This is a genomic window from Kribbella sp. NPDC003557 (genome assembly GCF_040610805.1).
Classification (GTDB): Bacteria; Actinomycetota; Actinomycetes; order Propionibacteriales; family Kribbellaceae; genus Kribbella.
Genome location: NZ_JBEXMY010000005.1, coordinates 739,626 through 756,667, shown reverse-complemented (window position 1 = coordinate 756,667; position 17,042 = coordinate 739,626). Strand labels below are relative to the sequence as shown.

Annotated in this window: 13 protein-coding genes and 1 pseudogene; 5 read left to right on the top strand and 9 right to left on the bottom strand. The window is 69.8% G+C overall.

All coding sequences use genetic code 11. The features are described 5' to 3' along the window. Positions 1–1,393: 1,393 nt before the first annotated feature. The 3 genes from ABZW60_RS24170 to ABZW60_RS24160 form a co-directional block, all read right to left on the bottom strand. Positions 1,394–2,995 carry a DUF222 domain-containing protein gene (locus ABZW60_RS24170; RefSeq protein ID WP_355480297.1) on the bottom strand — a complete coding sequence of 534 codons (1,602 nt, stop codon included), beginning with the start codon at positions 2,993–2,995 and terminating at the stop codon, positions 1,394–1,396. Positions 2,996–3,090: 95 nt separating this feature from the next. Continuing rightward, a complete protein-coding gene (locus ABZW60_RS24165) occupies positions 3,091–3,570 on the bottom strand; it encodes a pyridoxamine 5'-phosphate oxidase family protein (protein ID WP_355480295.1) in 480 nt (159 codons plus the stop codon). Between the two features lie 63 nt (positions 3,571–3,633). Then, positions 3,634–4,464 (bottom strand): alpha/beta fold hydrolase, encoded by an 831-nt coding sequence (locus ABZW60_RS24160; protein ID WP_355480293.1) that lies wholly within the window; start codon positions 4,462–4,464, stop codon positions 3,634–3,636. Between the two features lie 41 nt (positions 4,465–4,505). Between ABZW60_RS24160 and ABZW60_RS24155 the strand changes: the two genes are divergently transcribed. Continuing rightward, complete coding sequence (locus ABZW60_RS24155) at positions 4,506–4,970, top strand: MarR family transcriptional regulator (RefSeq protein WP_355480291.1); 465 nt, start codon at positions 4,506–4,508, stop codon at positions 4,968–4,970. 48 nt (positions 4,971–5,018) lie between these two features. On the opposite strand, the gene ABZW60_RS24150 is transcribed toward ABZW60_RS24155, so the two are convergent. The 4 genes from ABZW60_RS24150 to ABZW60_RS24135 are packed head-to-tail and all read right to left on the bottom strand — an operon-like array spanning position 5,019 to position 9,266. Beyond that, the gene (locus tag ABZW60_RS24150) at positions 5,019–6,692 is read right to left on the bottom strand and encodes a cytochrome bc complex cytochrome b subunit (RefSeq protein ID WP_355480289.1); all 1,674 of its coding nucleotides are present in this window, start codon (positions 6,690–6,692) and stop codon (positions 5,019–5,021) included. Further along, on the bottom strand, positions 6,689–7,720 hold the full coding sequence (locus tag ABZW60_RS24145; RefSeq protein ID WP_355480509.1) for a Rieske 2Fe-2S domain-containing protein: 1,032 nt from the start codon (positions 7,718–7,720) through the stop codon (positions 6,689–6,691). The genes ABZW60_RS24150 and ABZW60_RS24145 overlap by 4 nt, the downstream gene beginning before the upstream one ends. Positions 7,721–7,740: 20 nt before the next feature. Next, positions 7,741–8,607, bottom strand: a complete 867-nt coding sequence (locus ABZW60_RS24140; RefSeq protein ID WP_355480287.1) for a cytochrome c — start codon at positions 8,605–8,607, stop codon at positions 7,741–7,743. After that, a complete protein-coding gene (locus ABZW60_RS24135; protein ID WP_355480285.1) occupies positions 8,604–9,266 on the bottom strand; it encodes a heme-copper oxidase subunit III in 663 nt (220 codons plus the stop codon). Before ABZW60_RS24135 ends, ABZW60_RS24140 begins: the two co-directional genes overlap by 4 nt. A gap of 82 nt (positions 9,267–9,348) precedes the next feature. Here ABZW60_RS24135 and ABZW60_RS24130 point away from each other — a divergent pair, with 82 nt between their 5' ends. Genes ABZW60_RS24130 through trpD form a run of 3 tightly spaced genes read left to right on the top strand, consistent with a single transcriptional unit; the run spans position 9,349 to position 11,779 of the window. After that, positions 9,349–10,266 carry a cytochrome c oxidase assembly protein gene (locus ABZW60_RS24130; RefSeq protein WP_355480284.1) on the top strand — a complete coding sequence of 306 codons (918 nt, stop codon included), beginning with the start codon at positions 9,349–9,351 and terminating at the stop codon, positions 10,264–10,266. A 46-nt stretch (positions 10,267–10,312) separates the two neighbouring features. Then, complete coding sequence (locus ABZW60_RS24125; RefSeq protein ID WP_355480282.1) at positions 10,313–10,732, top strand: hypothetical protein; 420 nt, start codon at positions 10,313–10,315, stop codon at positions 10,730–10,732. A 3-nt stretch (positions 10,733–10,735) separates the two neighbouring features. Then, positions 10,736–11,779, top strand: coding sequence for an anthranilate phosphoribosyltransferase (gene trpD, locus ABZW60_RS24120; protein ID WP_355480280.1), 1,044 nt, complete (start codon positions 10,736–10,738; stop codon positions 11,777–11,779). A 39-nt stretch (positions 11,780–11,818) separates the two neighbouring features. Here the strand turns inward: trpD and ABZW60_RS24115 are convergent, their stop codons facing one another. Further along, positions 11,819–12,469, bottom strand: coding sequence for a hypothetical protein (locus ABZW60_RS24115; RefSeq protein WP_355480278.1), 651 nt, complete (start codon positions 12,467–12,469; stop codon positions 11,819–11,821). Positions 12,470–13,267: 798 nt separating this feature from the next. On the opposite strand from ABZW60_RS24115, the gene ABZW60_RS24110 reads away from it, so the two are divergent. Further along, positions 13,268–13,861 (top strand): hypothetical protein, encoded by a 594-nt coding sequence (locus ABZW60_RS24110; RefSeq protein WP_355480276.1) that lies wholly within the window; start codon positions 13,268–13,270, stop codon positions 13,859–13,861. Between the two features lie 868 nt (positions 13,862–14,729). On the opposite strand, the pseudogene ABZW60_RS24105 reads toward ABZW60_RS24110, so the two are convergent. After that, a pseudogene (locus ABZW60_RS24105) lies at positions 14,730–17,042 on the bottom strand (hypothetical protein); the annotation flags it as partial.

The window sequence follows — 17,042 nt, the reverse complement described above, 5'->3', positions numbered from 1 at the left end:
CCCGAGCACCGCACCGAGCACCGCACCGAGCACCGCACCGAGCACCGCACCGAGCACCGCACCGAGCACCGCACCGAGCACCGCACCGAGCACCGCACCGAGCACCGCGGTGGGCTCGGCGGTGGGCGGTGCAGTGGGCTGGGTGCTGCAAACGGCAGCGGACACCGCTCCGCGGCGGCTGCCTTACCAGCCGGCTCCGCCTGCGTGCTCGGGACACGCACAGCATCTGATGCCGGCGTCGGCTGGTGGTGCGAGAGGCCAACGGACACCGCTTCGCGGTGGCTGTCTTGTCGGCCGGCTTCGCCGGCGAGCATGTGAGGTGTTGAGCATCTGGACGTGTTGGCGCCGACTGCTCTGGCGTGCCGCAAACGCCAACGGACTCCGCTGAGGCACTGCCTTATCGGCGGGCTCTGTCGAGATGCTCGACACGCGCTGAGCGTCTGGTGTTGGCATCGGCTGCTGCGTGGTCAGCGGACGCGGCTTCGCGGTGGCTGTCTAGTCGGTCGCCTCCGCCGGCGTGCTCGGTACACGCACAGCATCTGATGTCGGCGTCGGCTGCACTGACACCTCGCGGGGTGCACCCTAGCCCGCCGACAAGTCAGGCTCTCCTGGCCCCTTGACCACACAGCCTCCCCACCCGGATGCCGCGGATGGGAGGTTGAGTGTTCCTGCCCTAACCGGTCGGTGGCCCGGCCAGCGCGAAGTCAGCAGCCTCTCGAAGTAGGGCGCCGTCGGCCCGCCACGTCGAACGCGCCCGACGAACGCCGCCGCACCACCAATGAGCGCCGCGCCCAGCGGTGCGAGCCGGTAGTGCGGGCCGGTGGTGCGGGCCTGGTAGTTGGGCCTGGCGGTGCTGGCCTGGTCGTGCTGGCCTGGCGATGCTGGCCTGGCGATGCTGGCCTGGTCGTGCTGGCCTGGTCGTGCTGGCCTGGCGATGCTGGCCTGGTCGTGCTGGCCTGGTCGTGCTGGCCTGGTCGTGCTGGCCTGGCGGTGCTGGCCTGGTCGTGCTGGCCTGGTCGTGCTGGCCTGGCGGTGCTGGCCTGGCGGTGCTGGCCTGGCGGTGCTGGCCTGGCGGTGCTGGCCTGGCGGTGCTGGCCTGGCGGTGCTGGCCTGGTCGTGCTGGCCTGGCGGTGCTGGCCTGGCGGTGCTGGCCTGGCGGTGCTGGCCAGGTGTGCTGCCGATGGCGGCGGGCGCCGGTTCGCGGCGACTGGCTTGACGGTCGGCTTTCCGCGTGAGCGGCACGCGCACAGTGTCTGATGCTGATGTCGGCCGTGCTGGTGTCCCGCGGAGGCCAGTTGGGGCCGCGTGCGAGGCAGACTCGCGCTCCCGTACGCCTTAACCACACCAGCCTGCCCGCCGGCGTGGCCGCGGTCGGGAGGCTGTTGGGTTTGATTTAGCCGGTTAGCGCGAAGTCGGTGGCCTGTTGAAGGACCGCGTCGTCGGCCTGCCATTTCGAGTGGTGAGGGCTGGGCAGGTCGGGACCGCCGTCGGCCGGTGGGACGGTCGGCGGGGAGGGGGCGGGCGGGGAGGGGTGCTCGACAGCCCGTCGGCGGAAGCGGTGGTGGTGTTCGGGGCGTGCGTCGGCCCAGGTTGGGCGGGTGACGTGGACGGCGCCGTTGGTGATGGTGATGCGCCAGTGGCCGGCGTGGACGTCGGTGTGGTGGCGGCGGCAGAGCAGGGCCAGGTTGGAGATTTTGGTGTCGCCGCCGTCGATCCAGGAGAGCAGGTGGTGGGCGTCGCACATGATCGGCGGCGCTCCGCAGACCACGCAGCCGCGGTCGCGGGCGTCCAGGGCGCGTCGCATCGCCTTGGTGACCAGGCGTTCGCGGCGGCCGACGTCGAGGGGTTCGGAGTTCGAGCCGAGCACCAGCGGGATGATGTTCGCGTCGCAGGCCAGCCGCCGGATCGTGGCCGCCGACAGTCCGCCGCTGTAGACGGTGTGTCCGATCGCGTCCGCGGTCGCGGCCTTCAGGTCCTCGAAGTCGATCGTGACGGTGATGTTCGCCTTCGCCCCGTACCCAGCCACCCGACGATTCCTCGCCACGCTGCCCACGCTGCCCACGCTGCCCACGCTGCCCGCTCCGCCTGTCTTGCCGGCACTGCCAGCACTGCCCGTACTGCCCGTACTGCCAGCGCTGCCCGTGTTGCCCGTAGGGCCCACGTTGCCCGGGGCGGTCGTGGCCGCCGCCGTAGGTCCGGTGGGTGCTGCGGTTGCTGCGGTTGCTGCGGTGGTTGTGGTGGGTGCCGTGGTGTCCCATGCGGCGGCGGCGATGCTCAGGGCGGTGGACAAGGCGTCGGCCTGGCGCTTGTCGCGGGGGCGGGGGTCGGGTTCGCCGTCGACGGTCTTGTGCGGGCGGGCACCGGCATGGACGACGGCGCGCAGGAGCTCGGCGTTCTCGTTGGCCAGGAAACCCTTGAAGTTCACGCCGTTGTCGGCGGCGGTGAGGGTGAGGGATTCGCGGGCGTAGGCCTTGTGTTCTTCGGGTTCGGGGCCGTCGGAGTCGAGGAGGTCGGCGATCTCCTTCGCGGCAGTGCGCAGTTCACCGGGCGAGAGGTGAGCGGCCAGGGTGACCAGCTGCTCCGCGGCGGCGTCGAGATGTTCCACCGGGACCCGCGAGCGGACCCGTTCGAGCGGGAACACGATCGCGGCCGCCTGTGCCGGTCGCAGCCGCCATCGGCTGTCAGCGTCGTCACCGGGCTCCTCGCACGAGGCGGTGTCCTTGAGCGCGGCGGATACGGCTGGGTGCTTCGTCACGGCCTGGGCGAGCCGGAGGGTGCGGCGGGCGACCGGTGCGTCGATCCGGTGTCGGAAGCGCAGGAGCTCGGCGGTGTCGCGGGCTCCGAGCTCGGCGGCGTACCCGGTGGTCTCGATGGCGGCGATCACGGTCAGCCGGTAGGTCTCCAGGCGGGCGAGCTCGGCCTCCAGCGTGTCGAGAGTGGACAGCAGTTCGCTGCCACTCATCGACCACGCCGGCCGCTCGCCCAGGAGTTCCATGGCACCGACTCTAGACGGCGCCACCGACAGTTTCCGAGCCGGAATCCCCTTATTTTGTGGGCAATTCGGGGGCCCACGCAGCCCACGCCACACTTCTACGGCTGCGCGTCCTCGGCGGCGTACGACAGTACGCGCTCGGTGTTCAGCACGATCCAGACGTCGACCCATTTCCAGACATTCGGCCAGCTCCGATCGACGGCAGCACGGAGGTCGTCGGGCAGTTGGTCGAGCGCGACCAGCGAGGCAGGTCCTTCGGCGATGACGGCGATGTGGCTCTCGTCGTCGTTCTCGGCGACCACCAAAGTCAGCCAGGGGTTCGCCCGCAGATTGCGCGCGCGGATCGAGCCCGCCACCGCCGGCAGCCAGAACGCGCTCCCGCTGCGGATGTACATCGACATCGACGCATGCGGCCGCCCGTCCGGTCGGCTCGTACCGACCACCGCGTACTCGCGCCGCCCGAGATAACTCGTCAGCTGCTGGGCCGTGAGCCGGCGCTCCGGCGGATAGGTGCTCGCCGTTGCAGCTGTCGCACGGGCAAAGGTCCGATCCTGCAGCTCTGCCAGTACCTCGGTCATGGTCGCTCCCCGCTGTCGTCGTCCTTGTCTTGCTCACGCTAGGACAGCGAGACCCACGGGCGCTTATCGATTCCTGACGAGGTGCGCCAGCAGCGGGGGAGCGACCTCGTCGGCATGCAGCGACGGGAGCGAGTGGTGGGTCGCGGTGTCGAGCCGTACGACAGTCGCGCCAGGGGAGAGCGTGCTGACTCGGCGGGTCAGCTGAGCGGCGTCCTGACTCTTGCTGCGACTCGCGACGAAGACCAGGGGAGCGAGATCGCGCAGCTGGTCGTCGCTGGGGCGTTTGGTGCGGACGAACGGGGTCGACGGCTGCTCCGCCGCCAGTCCGGCCAGCTCCAGCACCTGGCGGTCAAGCGGCAGGCCCTGGGTCTCCCAGCGCAAAAACGAGGCCGTCCGTTCGCGAGAGGGGCGCAGCAGGCTCGGCAGTGCCCGGAGGATGTACGGGAGCCGCAGCCCGGTGTAGCAGTCGGTTGGGTCGAGCAGCGCGAGACGCTCGACCCGCTCCGGGCGGGCGATCGCGTACGTGAGCGCGATCCAGGCGCCGTACGAGTGCCCGCACAGTGCCGCCCGCTCGACGCCGAGACCGTCGAACGTGCTCGTCAGCCAGCTGTGCAGATCGTCCGGTGTCTCGGGCGTCCGCCCGGTGTTCGTACTGCGGCCCGCGTCGACGATCAGGTCGACCGCGTAGACCCGGTACTGCTCAGCGAGCCGCGGCGCGACCGTGAACCACACCGGCGACGTGGCGCCGTGCCCCGCCAGCAGTACGACGGGCGGCGCGTCCGCGGGACCGCACGCGTTGACGTGCGTCGTCCCGAACTCGTCGGTCAGCTCGAGCTGCTCGACCGGCACGCCCCAGCGGGCGAGGAGAGCGTCGTACGTGTCCTGGAAGCTCATGCCGCCGAGAATAGCTCACTGAGTGAGGTAGATTGCCAGGCATGCGAGAAGGAGTAACACCGTCCGACCCGGATCGGGCCGCCGCGCTGGACGTGGTGCACCTGCTGCGTGAGGTCGCCCTGCGGCTCGAGCTGGCGGTGGGGGAGTTCGCGCGGACGACAGGCCTGCACGGCACCGACGTACGGGCGCTGGTACGCCTCCTGGACGCCGAGCGCGCCGGAGCCGAGGCCACGCCCGGATGGCTCGCTCAGCAGCTTGGAATGACCTCTCAGGCGACAACGGCGGTCATCCACCGCCTGGAGGCCGCCGGCCACGTCGAACGCGTCAGAAGCCGCACAGACGGCCGCAGCACCCGCCTCCAGGTCTCCGACACGGCCGTCGCGCTCGGCTGGGAGTTCTTCGGCCCGCTCCTGGACCGCCTGATCACCACCACCCAGGCCCTCGACCACAGAGAGCAGACCCTGGTGAAGGAGTACCTGACCGCGGTCTCGGACGCGCTGGGGTAAACGAAAGGGCCCCGGCAGGTGCCGGGGCCCTTCGCACTGCGTACGACGTCAGGTGCGGTCGCTGGTGACCTCGCGGTAGGTCTCCGTCTCCTCCGTCAGCTCGTGGATCTCGTCGGCGTCGTGAGCGTGCTCGTGCGCCTCCTCGAGCTCTTGAGTGGTCGGCTTCTGCACGGCGTCGGCGTAGTAGAACCGGGACAGCGCGGCCCGGGCCTTGTGCAGCGCCCGGCGGGGGGCGCGGACGCCGTTCTCGTCGGTCTCCGGGCCGAGCTCGTGCGGCACGACCCGGTCGCGGGCGGTCAGCGAGTACGCCTCGTACGTCGAGATCGGCTGGTGCTTCTCGGTGTACTTGCCGTCCGCGTCGCGCATGATGACGCCGGTCTCCAGACCGTGCATCAGCCGCTCCTGGTCGGCCCGCTGCAGCGAGATCGCCCAGCGCCGGGCGATCCAGAAGCCCAGGATCGGGCCGAGGATCACCGCGAACCGCAGGAACCAGGTGACGTTGTTCAGCGAGATGCCGAAGTGAGTGGCGATCAGGTCGTTACCGCCACCGATCCACAGCAGGGCGTAGAAGGTGATGAACGCGACGCCGATACCGGTCCGGGTCGGGACGTCCCGCGGGCGGTCGAGCAGGTGGTGCTCGCGCTTGTCACCGGTGATCCAGCCCTCGATGAACGGATACAGCGCGACCAGCGTGACGAACGCCGGCGGGATGATCAGCGCGGGGATGAGCAGGTTCCAGCTGATCGTGATGCCCCAGAACGTCGACTCGAAGCCGGGGAAGATCCGGACCGAGCCTTCCAGCCAGCCCATGTACCAGTCCGGTTGCGAGCCCGCGGTCACCTCGGCCGGGTTGTACGGCCCGTACAGCCAGACCGGGTTGATCTGCATCAGTGCGCCCATCAGCGCGGTGATGCCGAACACCACGAAGAAGAAGCCGCCGGCCTTGGCCGTGTACACCGGGAACAGCGGGTAGCCGACCACGTTCTTCTGCGTCCGGCCGGGGCCGGCGTACTGCGTGTGCTTGTGGTAGACGACCAGGAACAGGTGCACCGTGACGAGCGCCAGGATGATGCCGGGTATCAGCAGCACATGGACGATGAAGAACCGGGAGACGAAGTCGTCGCCGGGGAACTCACCGCCGAAGATGAAGAAGTTCATGTACGTGCCGACCACGGGTGACGCCTGGATCATGCCGTTGGTGATCCGCAGACCGGTACCGGACAGCAGGTCGTCGGGGAGGCCGTAGCCGATGAAGCCCTCGACGATGCCCAGGAACAGCATCCCGAAGCCGATCAGCCAGTTCAGCTCGCGCGGCTTGCGGAACGCGCCGGTGAAGAACATCCGCAGCAGGTGCACCATCATCGCGGCGATGAACAGCACGGCCGCCCAGTGGTGGATCTGCCGGACCAGCAGGCCGCCGCGGACGTCGAAGGTGATGTCCAGCGTGGAGGCGTAGGCCTCCGACATGTGCAGGCCCTTGAGCAGGCTGTACGAGCCCTGGTACTCGACCTCGGCCATCGAGGGCTTGAACCAGAACGTCAGGAAGGTGCCGGTCAGGATCAGGATGATGAAGCTGTAGAGCGCGATCTCGCCCAGCATGAAGGACCAGTGGTCGGGGAAGACCTTCCGCAGGTTCTTCTTGCCGATCTTCGCGATGCCGAGGCGATCGTCGACCCACTTGACCGGTCCAGGGAACTCTGTGCTTGTTGACACTGTTGTCACCCTCGTTCGAAGAAGCTCGGGCCGACCGGCTCGTGGAAGCCGCTCTGCGCAACCAGGTAGCCCTCACTGTCCACTGCCAACGGTAGCTGAGGCAGCGGCCGGGCCGCAGGACCGAAAACGACCTTGGCGCCGTCAGCGAGGTCGAAGGTCGACTGGTGGCACGGGCAGAGCACGTGGTGCGTGGTCTGCTCGTACAGGGAGATCGGGCAGCCCACGTGGGTGCAGATCTTCGAGTAGCACAGGATGCCGTCGACACCCCAGTTCTCCCGGCCCGGTGGGGTGCGGATCTCGCTGGGCTTGATCCGGACCACGATCACCGCGGACTTGGCCTTGGCGTTCTGGTACTCGGTCGGGCTCTCCTCCTGCAGCGGGGCCAGGTTGGCCGGCGCCGCGTTGACCAGCTGGCCGACGACCATGTCGGACGGCTTGATCGGGCGGTCGGTGACGTCGTTGACGACCCGGATGCCCTTCGCCCAGATCGTGTTGTACAGCGCCCGGCCCGGCAGCGGGCCGAGGTCGCGGAGCAGGATGATGGCCGGCAGGCCGAGCACGCCGAGCGCGCCGATCAGCGAGTTGCGGATCATCTTGCGCCGGGTGAAGCCGGACTCCGCCGTGCCCTGCTGGAACGCCTCGGTGATCTCGGCGATCTGCTGCGGCGACGAGTGTGCCGCGTGCCGCTCCTCGGAGATCTCCTCGTCGACCATCAGCTTCTTGGCCCACTGGATCGCGCCCGCCCCGATCAGGAACAGCGCGAGCCCGATGCACAGGCCGATGACCATGTTGTTGGCGTTGCCGGACAGCGGGCCGAACTGGATGATCGAGTCCCGCGGGATCGCGAAGTACGCCACACAGGAGCCCAGCACCAGCAGCGTCGCCAGGCCGAACATCGCCGACACCTGGCGCTCGACGCGGTCGGCCGCCTTCGGGTCGATGTCGGTGATCCGCGGCTCGTGCGGCTCCAGTCCCGGGTCCGGGATCGGCTCCGCCACCTCGACGGCGCTGCCGTGCTCCTCGTCCTCCGGCTTCACCGGGAGGTTCTTGTCGTCGCTCACTTGGCCTTCGCTCCCTTGGCCTTGACGCCCTTGGCGCCGATCCAGACCGCTACCGCTACCAGCAGACCGATCCCGACGAACCAGCCCCACAGGCCCTCGGACACCGGGCCGAGCCGGCCGAGCCCGAAGCCGCCCGGGTCCTTCTGGGTCTGCAGCGCCTTGAGGTACGCGATGATGTCGCGCTTGTCCTCGGGCTGCATGACCTGGTCGGAGAAGACCGGCATCTGCTGCGGGCCGGTCAGCATGGCTTCGTAGATGTGCTTCTCACTGACACCCATCAGCGACGGCGCGTACTTGCCGTTCGGCAGTGCGCCACCGCGACCGGCGAAGTTGTGGCAGGCCGTGCAGTTCGTGCGGAACAGCTCGCCACCGCGGGTGACCTGCTCGTCGGTGGCCTTGCTCACGTCGTACGCCTCCGACGCCGGCACCGCGGGACCGGGGGCGAGCGAGGCGACGTACGCGGCCAGGGCCTCGATCTCCTCCTCCGAGTACGCCGGGGCCTTGCGCGGGATCTGCGCGCCCGGCTGCATCGCCGGCATCCGGCCGGTACCGACCTGGAAGTCGACCGCGGCGGCGCCGACGCCGATCAGCGACGGACCGGCCATCTTGCCCTCGCCGTTCCCGCCGCCCTCGGCGTTCAGGCCGTGGCAGCTGGCACAGCCGACCGCGAAGAGCTTCTTGCCCTCCTCGATCTGCTGGGACTGGGCCGAGTTGTCCGCCACCGCGTTGTCAGGGGCGAAGGCGGCGTACGCCGAGCCCACTGCCAGGAGGCCGAACAGGAGCACGACGAGGCCGGCGGACCGGTGCCGTCGTCGCGCGGAGAGAAAGCGCGCCGGTGACAAGGAAGGTCTCTTCTCACTCATTTGAGCAGGTAGATGGTCGCGAACAGGGCGATCCAGACCACGTCGACGAAGTGCCAGTAGTACGACACGACGATCGCCGAGACGGCCTGTTCGTGGGTGAACTTGCGAGCCATGTACGTCCTGGCCAGGACGAACACGAAAGCGATGAGGCCGCCGGTCACGTGCAGCGCGTGGAATCCGGTGGCCAGGTAGAACACCGAGCCGTACGCGTTGGACGAGATCGTCAGGCCCTCCTGCACGAGCGCCGTGTACTCCGTCACCTGACCGGCGACGAAGATCGCGCCCATCATGTACGTGAGGATGAACCACTCACGCATGCCCCAGGAGCGGAGGTTCAGCAGCGAGCCGGTCCGGCCCACCCGGCCGTGCTCGGCAGCGAACACGCCGAACTGGCAGGTGAACGACGACGCCACCAGGATGAGCGTGTTCACCGAGGCGAACGGCACATCCAGGCGCTCGGTCATGACCTGCCACAGCGTCTCCGTCCCCGGAGCGGCGGCAGCGGTCGTCACCGACCGGATCGTGAAGTACGCCGCGAACAGGGCGGCGAAGAACATCAGTTCGCTCGAGAGCCAGACGATCGTGCCGACACTGACCATGCTGGGACGGTCGTGGTGTCCGTGTTCACGAGACGCTGGGAGCGCGGTTGCAGTGGCCACGCGGTCATTATGTCGGTCCCGCTGTTCAGTGCCACGACCACCCCCGTGCATGTCGCCGAACCGTTGTTCCTACTGTGGAAGCGTGCTTCCCCTTCACGCCACGCCCGGAGACCGGATCGAGCCGCTGACTCCGGTCCGGTTGCTGACGGCATGGACCTTCGAACCGGTGTTACTCGGCGTGATCATTCTCCTCGGCGCGGTGTACCTGTACGGCGTCCACCGGCTGCGTCGGCGCGGTGACAAGTGGTCCCGCGGCCGGACGTTCGCGTTCGTCGGGGTGGGACTGGGAAGCGCCGTGATCGCCACCCAGTCGGCGCTCGGCACATACGACACGGTGCTGATCAGCGTGCACATGGTGCAGCACATGATCCTGTCGATGCTGACGCCGCTCGCGCTGGCGCTCGGCGCGCCGGTCACGCTGGCGTTACGGACGCTGCCGCAGCGCCCGCGGAAGTGGTTGCTCTCCGTGTTGCATTCGCGGTTCGCGAAGGTGATCTGCTTCCCGCTGATCGGCTTCGCGCTGTTCGTCCTGAGCCCCTGGGCGCTCTATTTCAGCGGCTGGTACGACGCGACGCTGCACTCCACCGTGCTGCACGACCTGCTGCACCTGCACTTCATCCTGGTCGGCTCGCTGTTCTTCTGGCCGTTGCTCGGGCTGGACCCGGTGCCCGGCCGGGTGATCTACCCGTTCCGCCTGATCCTGGTGTTCCTCACCCTGCCGTTCCACGCCTTCCTCGGCATCACGATCATGTCGGCGAACACGCTGATCGCCGAGGACTGGTACACCAGTTTCGGCCGGTCCTGGCCGCCCTCGCCGCTGCACGACCAGTACATCGCGGGCGGTCTGTTGTGGGGCTCGGGTGACATCGTCGGCTTGGTGTTCTTCGCCGTACTGTTCGTCCAGTGGGTGCGCGAGTCGCAGCGTGAGGCGCGCCGTGAGGACCGGCGGCTGGACCGCTTGGAGGAACAGGCTCGCCGGGCTGAACAGTCGCCCCGGTAGCATTCCGGTGTCCAGTTTTCTTTAAAGCACAGCTTGGGATGGATCGATGAGTTCAGAGCGTCCGCTGAAGGTCCTGGTCTACAGCGACGACCGTACGACGCGGGAGTCCGTCCGGCTGGCCCTCGGCAAGCGGCCGGCGGCCGATCTGCCCGAGCTCGAGTACGTCGAGTGCGCCACCGAGCCGGCCGTCATCAAGACCATGGACAAGGGCGGGATCGACCTGGCCATCCTCGACGGCGAGGCCGTTCCGGCCGGCGGCATGGGGATCGCCCGGCAGCTGAAGGACGAGATCTTCCAGTGCCCGCCGGTCCTGGTCATCACCGGCCGGCCGCAGGACGCCTGGCTGGCGACCTGGTCGCGGGCCGAGGGCGCGGTCTCGCACCCGATCGACCCGATCAAGCTGGCCGAGGTCACCGCGCAGCTGATCCGCGCCCGCCTGGCCAAGCTGCCCGCGACGACCGCCTGACCTATGGGCGCCTACACGTGGCCGCAGGTACTGAATCCGCTGCTGCGGCGTGAGGACCTGGAGGCCTCCGCGACCGCGTGGGCGATGGAGCAGATCCTGTCCGGCGCCGCGTCACCCGCGCAGCTCGCCGGGTTCGTGGTCGCGCTGCGCTCCAAGGGCGAGACCGTCACCGAGGTCGAGGGGCTGGTCGCCACGATGCGCGACTTCGCCACCCGGATCTCGGTGCCCGGCCGGACGCTCGACGTCGTCGGTACCGGCGGTGACCAAGCCCACACAGTGAACATCAGCACGATGTCCGCGATCGTCGCCGCGGGGGCCGGCGCGAAGGTGCTGAAGCACGGCAACCGCGCCGCGTCGTCGGCGTGCGGCGCGGCGGACGTGCTCGAGGAGCTCGGCATCCCGCTCGACCTGACCGCGGCGCAGGTGGCCGAGGTGGGGGAGCGGGCAGGGATCACGTTCTGCTTCGCGCCGGCGTTCCACCCGGCGCTGCGGCACGCCGCCGTACCGCGCCGGGAGCTCGGGGTGCCGACCACCTTCAACTTCCTCGGCCCGCTCGCGAACCCCGGGAACCCGTCGGCCCAGGCGGTCGGTGTCGGCGACGGCCGGATCGCCGGGCTGATGGCCGGCGTCCTCGCCCGGCGCGGGATCGACGCGCTGGTGTTCCACGGCGACGACGGCCTGGACGAGCTGACCACGCGGACGACGTCGCAGGTGTGGACTGTCGGCGGCGGTCAGGTCGAGGGACCGATCACGCTCGACCCGCGGGAGTTGGGCATCGAGCCGGTGGCCGCGGAGGCGCTGAAGGGCGCGGACGCGGCGTACAACGCGAAGGTCGTACGGGCGCTCGTCGACGGCGAGCCGGGGGCGGTGCGGGACGTCGTACTGCTGAACGCCGGTGCGGCGCTGGCGGCGTACACCCCGGAGCCTGGCACCGTGACGGAGCGGATCCGTATCGGCATGGACCGCGCGGCCGAGGCGATCGACTCCGGCGCCGCGAAGGACGTGCTGGACCGCTGGATCACGGCCTGCACCGAGGTACGCGGCTGATTTGCTGGGTGGCCGGCGGGGTGTGCCCGCCGGCCCCTGCTACTTGTTGACCTTGATCTGGCTGACCTTGTAGCGCCAGACGTTCTGCCAAGCCGGGGTGGATCCGGCCAGGTCGGCGATCGACACGTCCGCCGTACCGTCACCGCGGTCGATCACGGCGATCATGATCGTGGAGTACGTCTCCGCCAGCATCGGCACCTTCACCGGGACCCTGGCCGTCAGCTCGTGGCCCGGGTGGCCGTTGACCGTGATCACCTTGTGGGTGCTGCTTCCTTTGACCACCGTCACGTTCTTGTCGTACAGGTTGACGAGCGCGCGGGCGCCGATCTGGATCGCGGCCTGCTTACGGCCGGCCGCGGAGTTCTGGTACGTGATGTCCGGCGGCAGCTGCCCGAACGAGACGTAGTTGCCCCACGACGAGTTCTTGCCGTTGTAGTTGGGGTGCACGGTCAGCCACACCGCGGCGCCGCCCCACAGCCCGGTCCGCTCGTAGTTGTTGCCCCACGCCGAACTCATCACCGGCATCGTGTCGCTGTTGGCCGCAACCATCTCGGTCCCGAGCACCTTGCCGAACGGCGTCGGCGTCTTCGACGGCTTCACCGACGGACTGACCGTCTCGATCGGCTTCTCGGCCGCCGTAGGCAACGCCACCGGACTGATCGCCTCGGCCCGGTTCCAAACCCACCCCACACTCAACCCAGTAGCAGCCAAAGCCGCCACCACCAAAACAACGGCCCCAACAGCCCGAGCCCGCCCATTACCCCCACTCCCGCCGCCCCCATGCCGAGCCAACCCCCGAGGCTCACCTTCCTGCCCGCCACCGCGATGGCCACCCGCAAACCCCGCACCGTGGCCTTGCTCACCACCACCCCGATGACCTGCCGCAAACGCCGAGGTCCCGCCTGAGCCTTGCTCACCACCAGCCCGATGACCTGCCGCAAACGCCGAGGTCCCGCCTGAGCCTTGCTCACCACCAGCCCGATGACCTGCCGCAAACGCCGAAGTCCCCTCGGAGCCCTGCTGCCCACCAGCCCGATGGCCTGCCGCAGACGCCGAGGTCCCGCCTGAGCCCTGCTGCCCACCAGCCCGATGGCCACCCGCGGACGCCGAGGTCCCCGGGCCTTGCCCAGCGCCAGCTCGCTGGCCGTCTGCGAGCCCCGTGGTTCCGCCCGGGCCTTGCGCAGCACCAGGCAAACCGGCGGCGTGAGCCCCGTGCCCGGCCCCAGCGTCCTGCCCAGCCAAGCGCGGATCACCACTACCGGGCCTTCCCACACCAGGCGCTCCCGAGGCTGCCCCACCCGCAGCCTGCGGCCCAGCCGCCGACGAAATCACCTCAGTAAACAAGGCCTGCCCACCCGGCCCACCACCCCGCGGCCCCGCGTGCTGCCCACCCTGCGGTGCACCGTGCTGCGAGCCTCGCCCTCCGGCGTGCTGACCACCCTGCGGCCCGCCTTGCTGACCGCCCTGTGACCCGCCTTGCTGACCGCCTTGCGGCCCCGGCTGTTGGCCGCCCTGCGGTCCACCGGTCTGCCCGCCCTGCGACGCATCGAACTGCCCGCCTTGCGGTCCTCCGCGCTGTCCACCCTGGGCGCCAGCCTGCTGACCGAACTGCGGCCCACCGTGCTGAGGCCCCAGACCCTGCGACTGCCAGCCACCAGCCGACTGACCACCTTGCTGCACACCCCACATCTGCCCGGCCTGCCCAGCGCCGGCCTGCCCAGCGCCGGCCTGCCCAGGTGTCGCCTGCGTACCGCCCAGCTGCCCCTGACCCCCATGCGCGCCGCCCGGCTGCACCGGACCACCTTGTCCCGAAACGGAGGGCCCAGAAGCGACCTGCCCTGGACCGACCTGCCCTGGACCGACCTGCCCTGGACCGACCTGCCCTGGACCGACCTGCCCTGGACCGACCTGCCCTGGAGCTACCTGCCCAGGAGCTACCTGCCCAGGAGCCGGCTGCACAGGTCCTGCCTGCGGACCGCCGGTCTGCCTCGGACCCGGCTGCGCAGGACTCTGCTGTCCGGGCTGAGATTGCGGCTGACGCGGTTGTCCCTGCCCACCCTCCGGCCGACCTGCTTCACCTAGCCCCGTCGGCTCCACCGGACGCTGTCCGCCGTACTGCGCACCCGCCGGCGGAGCCGCATGCTGCCCCCGCGCCGGCTGCACACCAGGCTGCTGCGCCCCCGGCTGCTGCCCGCCCGACTGCTGCCCAGTCGTCGCCTGGGGCCATGTCTGCTGCGGACCCGACTGCTGTACGCCCGTCTGCAGTGCGTCGCCCGGCGGCTGACTACTCGTCGGCTGGGGCCATGTCTGCTGGGCAGCTGGCTGCTGCCCGCCGCCTGGCTGCGCACCGCCTGGCTGCCGGCCAGTCGTCGGCCGGGGCCATGTCTGCTCGGCACCCGGCGCCTGTGCGCCAGACTGCCCTCCGCTCGGCTGCGCGCCGTCTGGCTGCTGGCCGCTCGGCGGCTGGGGCCATGTCTGCTGGGCAGCCGACTGCTGCCCGCTCGGCTGGGCGCCAGGATGGGGCTGGGCTGGTTGCTGAGCGGTGGGTTGCCGCTGGGGAGATGGCTGGCTGGTCCAGTGCTGTTGCTGCGGCGGGGCCGCGTGTTGCGGCCGGACCGGCGGCGGGGGAGGAGGCGGGGCCGGAGCAGGTGACTGCCCGAACAGAGCATCCGAAGACCCACCGTCAACGTGCCCCGCACCCCGCGACTCACCAAGGTCCGGTACCTGGCCCGGAGCCTGTGCCCCACCGGCGCCCGGCGCCTGGCCCGGTGCTGGGGTCTGATCGAGGCTTGGTTGCTGACCCGCACCCGGTGCTTGGCCGAAGCCCGGCGTCTCGCTCGTGCTCTGGGCCTCGTGAGCGCCTGGAACTGGAGGTGCTTGCGGGGTGCCTGACAGGGGATCCGAGCCCGGCTGGCGGGTGGAGCTGTCTTGGGGCGGGGTGTTGTCGTTGTCAGCCAACTTGAATTCCTAGGTAGGCCTGGTCCGCGGCCTTCTTCAGGTCCGGGCGGTTGTTCGGGATGCCGCTGATGTAGGCGACCGCCGTCCCGTCACCGAGGTCGAAAACGGCCACCGTCAGGGTAAGTACTCGATCGGTCACCGCGGTCGTCGTCGCGGTCACGGACTGCTGGAAGACCCAGCCGGCCTTGTCGGTCCGCTTCACGGGGCCGTTCGCGATCGTCTTGTACGAGACCGGGATGTTCCCGTACATGCTCTCGCGCACCTTCAGCGACAGCGCCGCCGCGGTCGCCTTCGGGTCGCCGTTGAAGCCGGACGCGGTACCCAGACCGCCGACGAAGATGTCCGCGCTCCAGTCGTCACCCTCGACGACGTCTTCCTTCAGGACGATGCGCTGGCCGTTCGAGTTGATCAGCTGCTGGACCAGGCGCTTGCGGTCCGACCACGGCGGGTTCCGGCGCGGGAACGAGATCGCGTCCGACGCGATCCGGCCGGCGCCCTCGTGCAGCGTCGGGTTCTTCGACTGGCCGGGTTTGCCGCTGGTCTGGTTCGTCGGCGTGGGGGAGGTGCTCTGCGTCGGCGTACCGTTCGGATCCGGGTCCGCCGTCTCCTTGTCGCCGTTCGTCAGCAGGACCACCGCCGCGACGATCAGCAGAACCACCGCGACCCCGCCGGCGATGATCAGCGGCATCTTCCCGCCGAACGGACCACCGCCGACGGAACTCTTGGACTTTTTCTTGCCCTTGCCGCCGTCCCGCTTGCCGACGCCGGCACTCAGGTCGGCCTGACCGCCCCAAGCCTCGTTGCCGTCGTCACCCCAGGCGCGCTGCGTCTGCTGCCCGCCCCAAGCCTGGTCACCGCCCTGGTGACTGCCTGCACCCCACTGCTGCTGGGTCGGCTGGCTGTCCTGCTGAGCGGTCTGCTGGTTGTCGCCCCAGCCGTTGCCGCTCTGCTGAGCGGCCGCCGGCTGCACGGGCCAGGACTGCCCGCCCCATTCCTGCTCGCCACCCTGCTGACCGGTCGACTGCTGGCCCCACGGCGAAGACTCCTGTACGCCGTTGTGGTCGCCCCAGCCGTTGTCGGCGGGCGCATCAGCTCCTGCCGTACCTTGCTGTGAGCCCCAAACCTGTCCGGCCTGGGCGCTCTGCCCCACGTTCGAGGTCTGGCTCGGCTGGTCGCCCCAGAGCTGGACTGGCTGCTCTCGCGGGGTGTCCGTTGTCTCGGGAACGGTCCAGAGCGGAGCTGACTTCTCTGGTGTCTGCTCGTCCTCGTCGTCCTGTGCCTCGACGCCCCACGCCGGTACGTCGGCTGCCTGCTGGTCCTGCTCGTCACCGGACGGGCTACCCCAGTCCGGCTGCAGCAGACCGGCTGCCTCCGCCTCATCAGCCGCCAGCTCAGCAGCCCGCTCGTCCGCGGCACGCTGACTGGCAGCCTGCTCGTCCGCAGCGCGCTGGCTGGCAGCCTGCTCGTCCGCATCTCCGTCGCCAGCAGCCTGCCCATCCGTGGCCGACCGGCTCGCAGCCTGCTCGTTCGCAGCCAGCTGGCTCGTGGCCGGCTCGTTCGCAGCCAGCTGGTTCGTGGCCTGCTGGTTCGTGGTCTGCTCGTCCGTAGTTCGGGCGGCTGCAGCTTGCTCGCTTGCAGCGGTCTGGGTGTCTGCAGTTCGTTCGTCGGCGGCCTGCGAGTCGGCTTCGGTTGCCGATGCGGGCGTCGTGTCGGTGGCGTCGTCGGGTAGGGCCGGGGCGAGTTTGAGGGTCCAGCCGGTGGATTTTTCGTCTGGCTGTCCGTCGGTGACTGTGGCGGACTCTGGTTCTTCGAGCTCGGGGGAGATCTCGCGCTGGGTCCAGTGTTCCGGGGGTGCGGGGGCGAGTTCGGGGGCGCCCCAGGTCGCGCGTGCACGCTCGGCCGCTTCTGCCGCTGCTGCTCGTGCCGACTCGGTTGACTGAGCTGGCTCGGCCGTCTGCGTCGGCTCGGCAGTCTGAACTGATGGCGGCTGAGCTGATGCGGTCTGAGCGGACTGGTGTGACGTGGCGGTTTCGTCGGGGGCGACTGCGCGCAGGCGTGTGCCGCCGGTCGGTCCGTCGGTCGCCGGAGTCGTGCTCCACAGCTGTGGTGTGGCTGCAGGTTGCCACCAGCCGCCGCCTTCGGCTTGTTCGGTCGGTTCAGCGGCGCTGGTCTCCTGCACCGCACGCAGCCCGGGGCCAGGCGTGCCCTGGCCCGCATCCGTCACAGGCTGGACGGACACCGGCCGCGTTGGCTCCGCAGACCCGTCACCCGCGACGCCAGCTTCCTGCTCCGTCGGCTGCTGCTC

What these genes read in the sequence shown, in the direction of transcription:
- ABZW60_RS24170 (WP_355480297.1), bottom strand. Translation starts at nt 2,995, where the DNA reads ATGGAACTCCTGGGCGAGCGGCCGGCGTGGTCGATGAGTGGCAGCGAA.
- ABZW60_RS24165 (WP_355480295.1), bottom strand. Translation starts at nt 3,570, where the DNA reads ATGACCGAGGTACTGGCAGAGCTGCAGGATCGGACCTTTGCCCGTGCG.
- ABZW60_RS24160 (WP_355480293.1), bottom strand. Translation starts at nt 4,464, where the DNA reads ATGAGCTTCCAGGACACGTACGACGCTCTCCTCGCCCGCTGGGGCGTG.
- ABZW60_RS24155 (WP_355480291.1), top strand. Translation starts at nt 4,506, where the DNA reads ATGCGAGAAGGAGTAACACCGTCCGACCCGGATCGGGCCGCCGCGCTG.
- ABZW60_RS24140 (WP_355480287.1), bottom strand. Translation starts at nt 8,607, where the DNA reads ATGAGTGAGAAGAGACCTTCCTTGTCACCGGCGCGCTTTCTCTCCGCG.
- ABZW60_RS24125 (WP_355480282.1), top strand. Translation starts at nt 10,313, where the DNA reads ATGAGTTCAGAGCGTCCGCTGAAGGTCCTGGTCTACAGCGACGACCGT.
- trpD (WP_355480280.1), top strand. Translation starts at nt 10,736, where the DNA reads ATGGGCGCCTACACGTGGCCGCAGGTACTGAATCCGCTGCTGCGGCGT.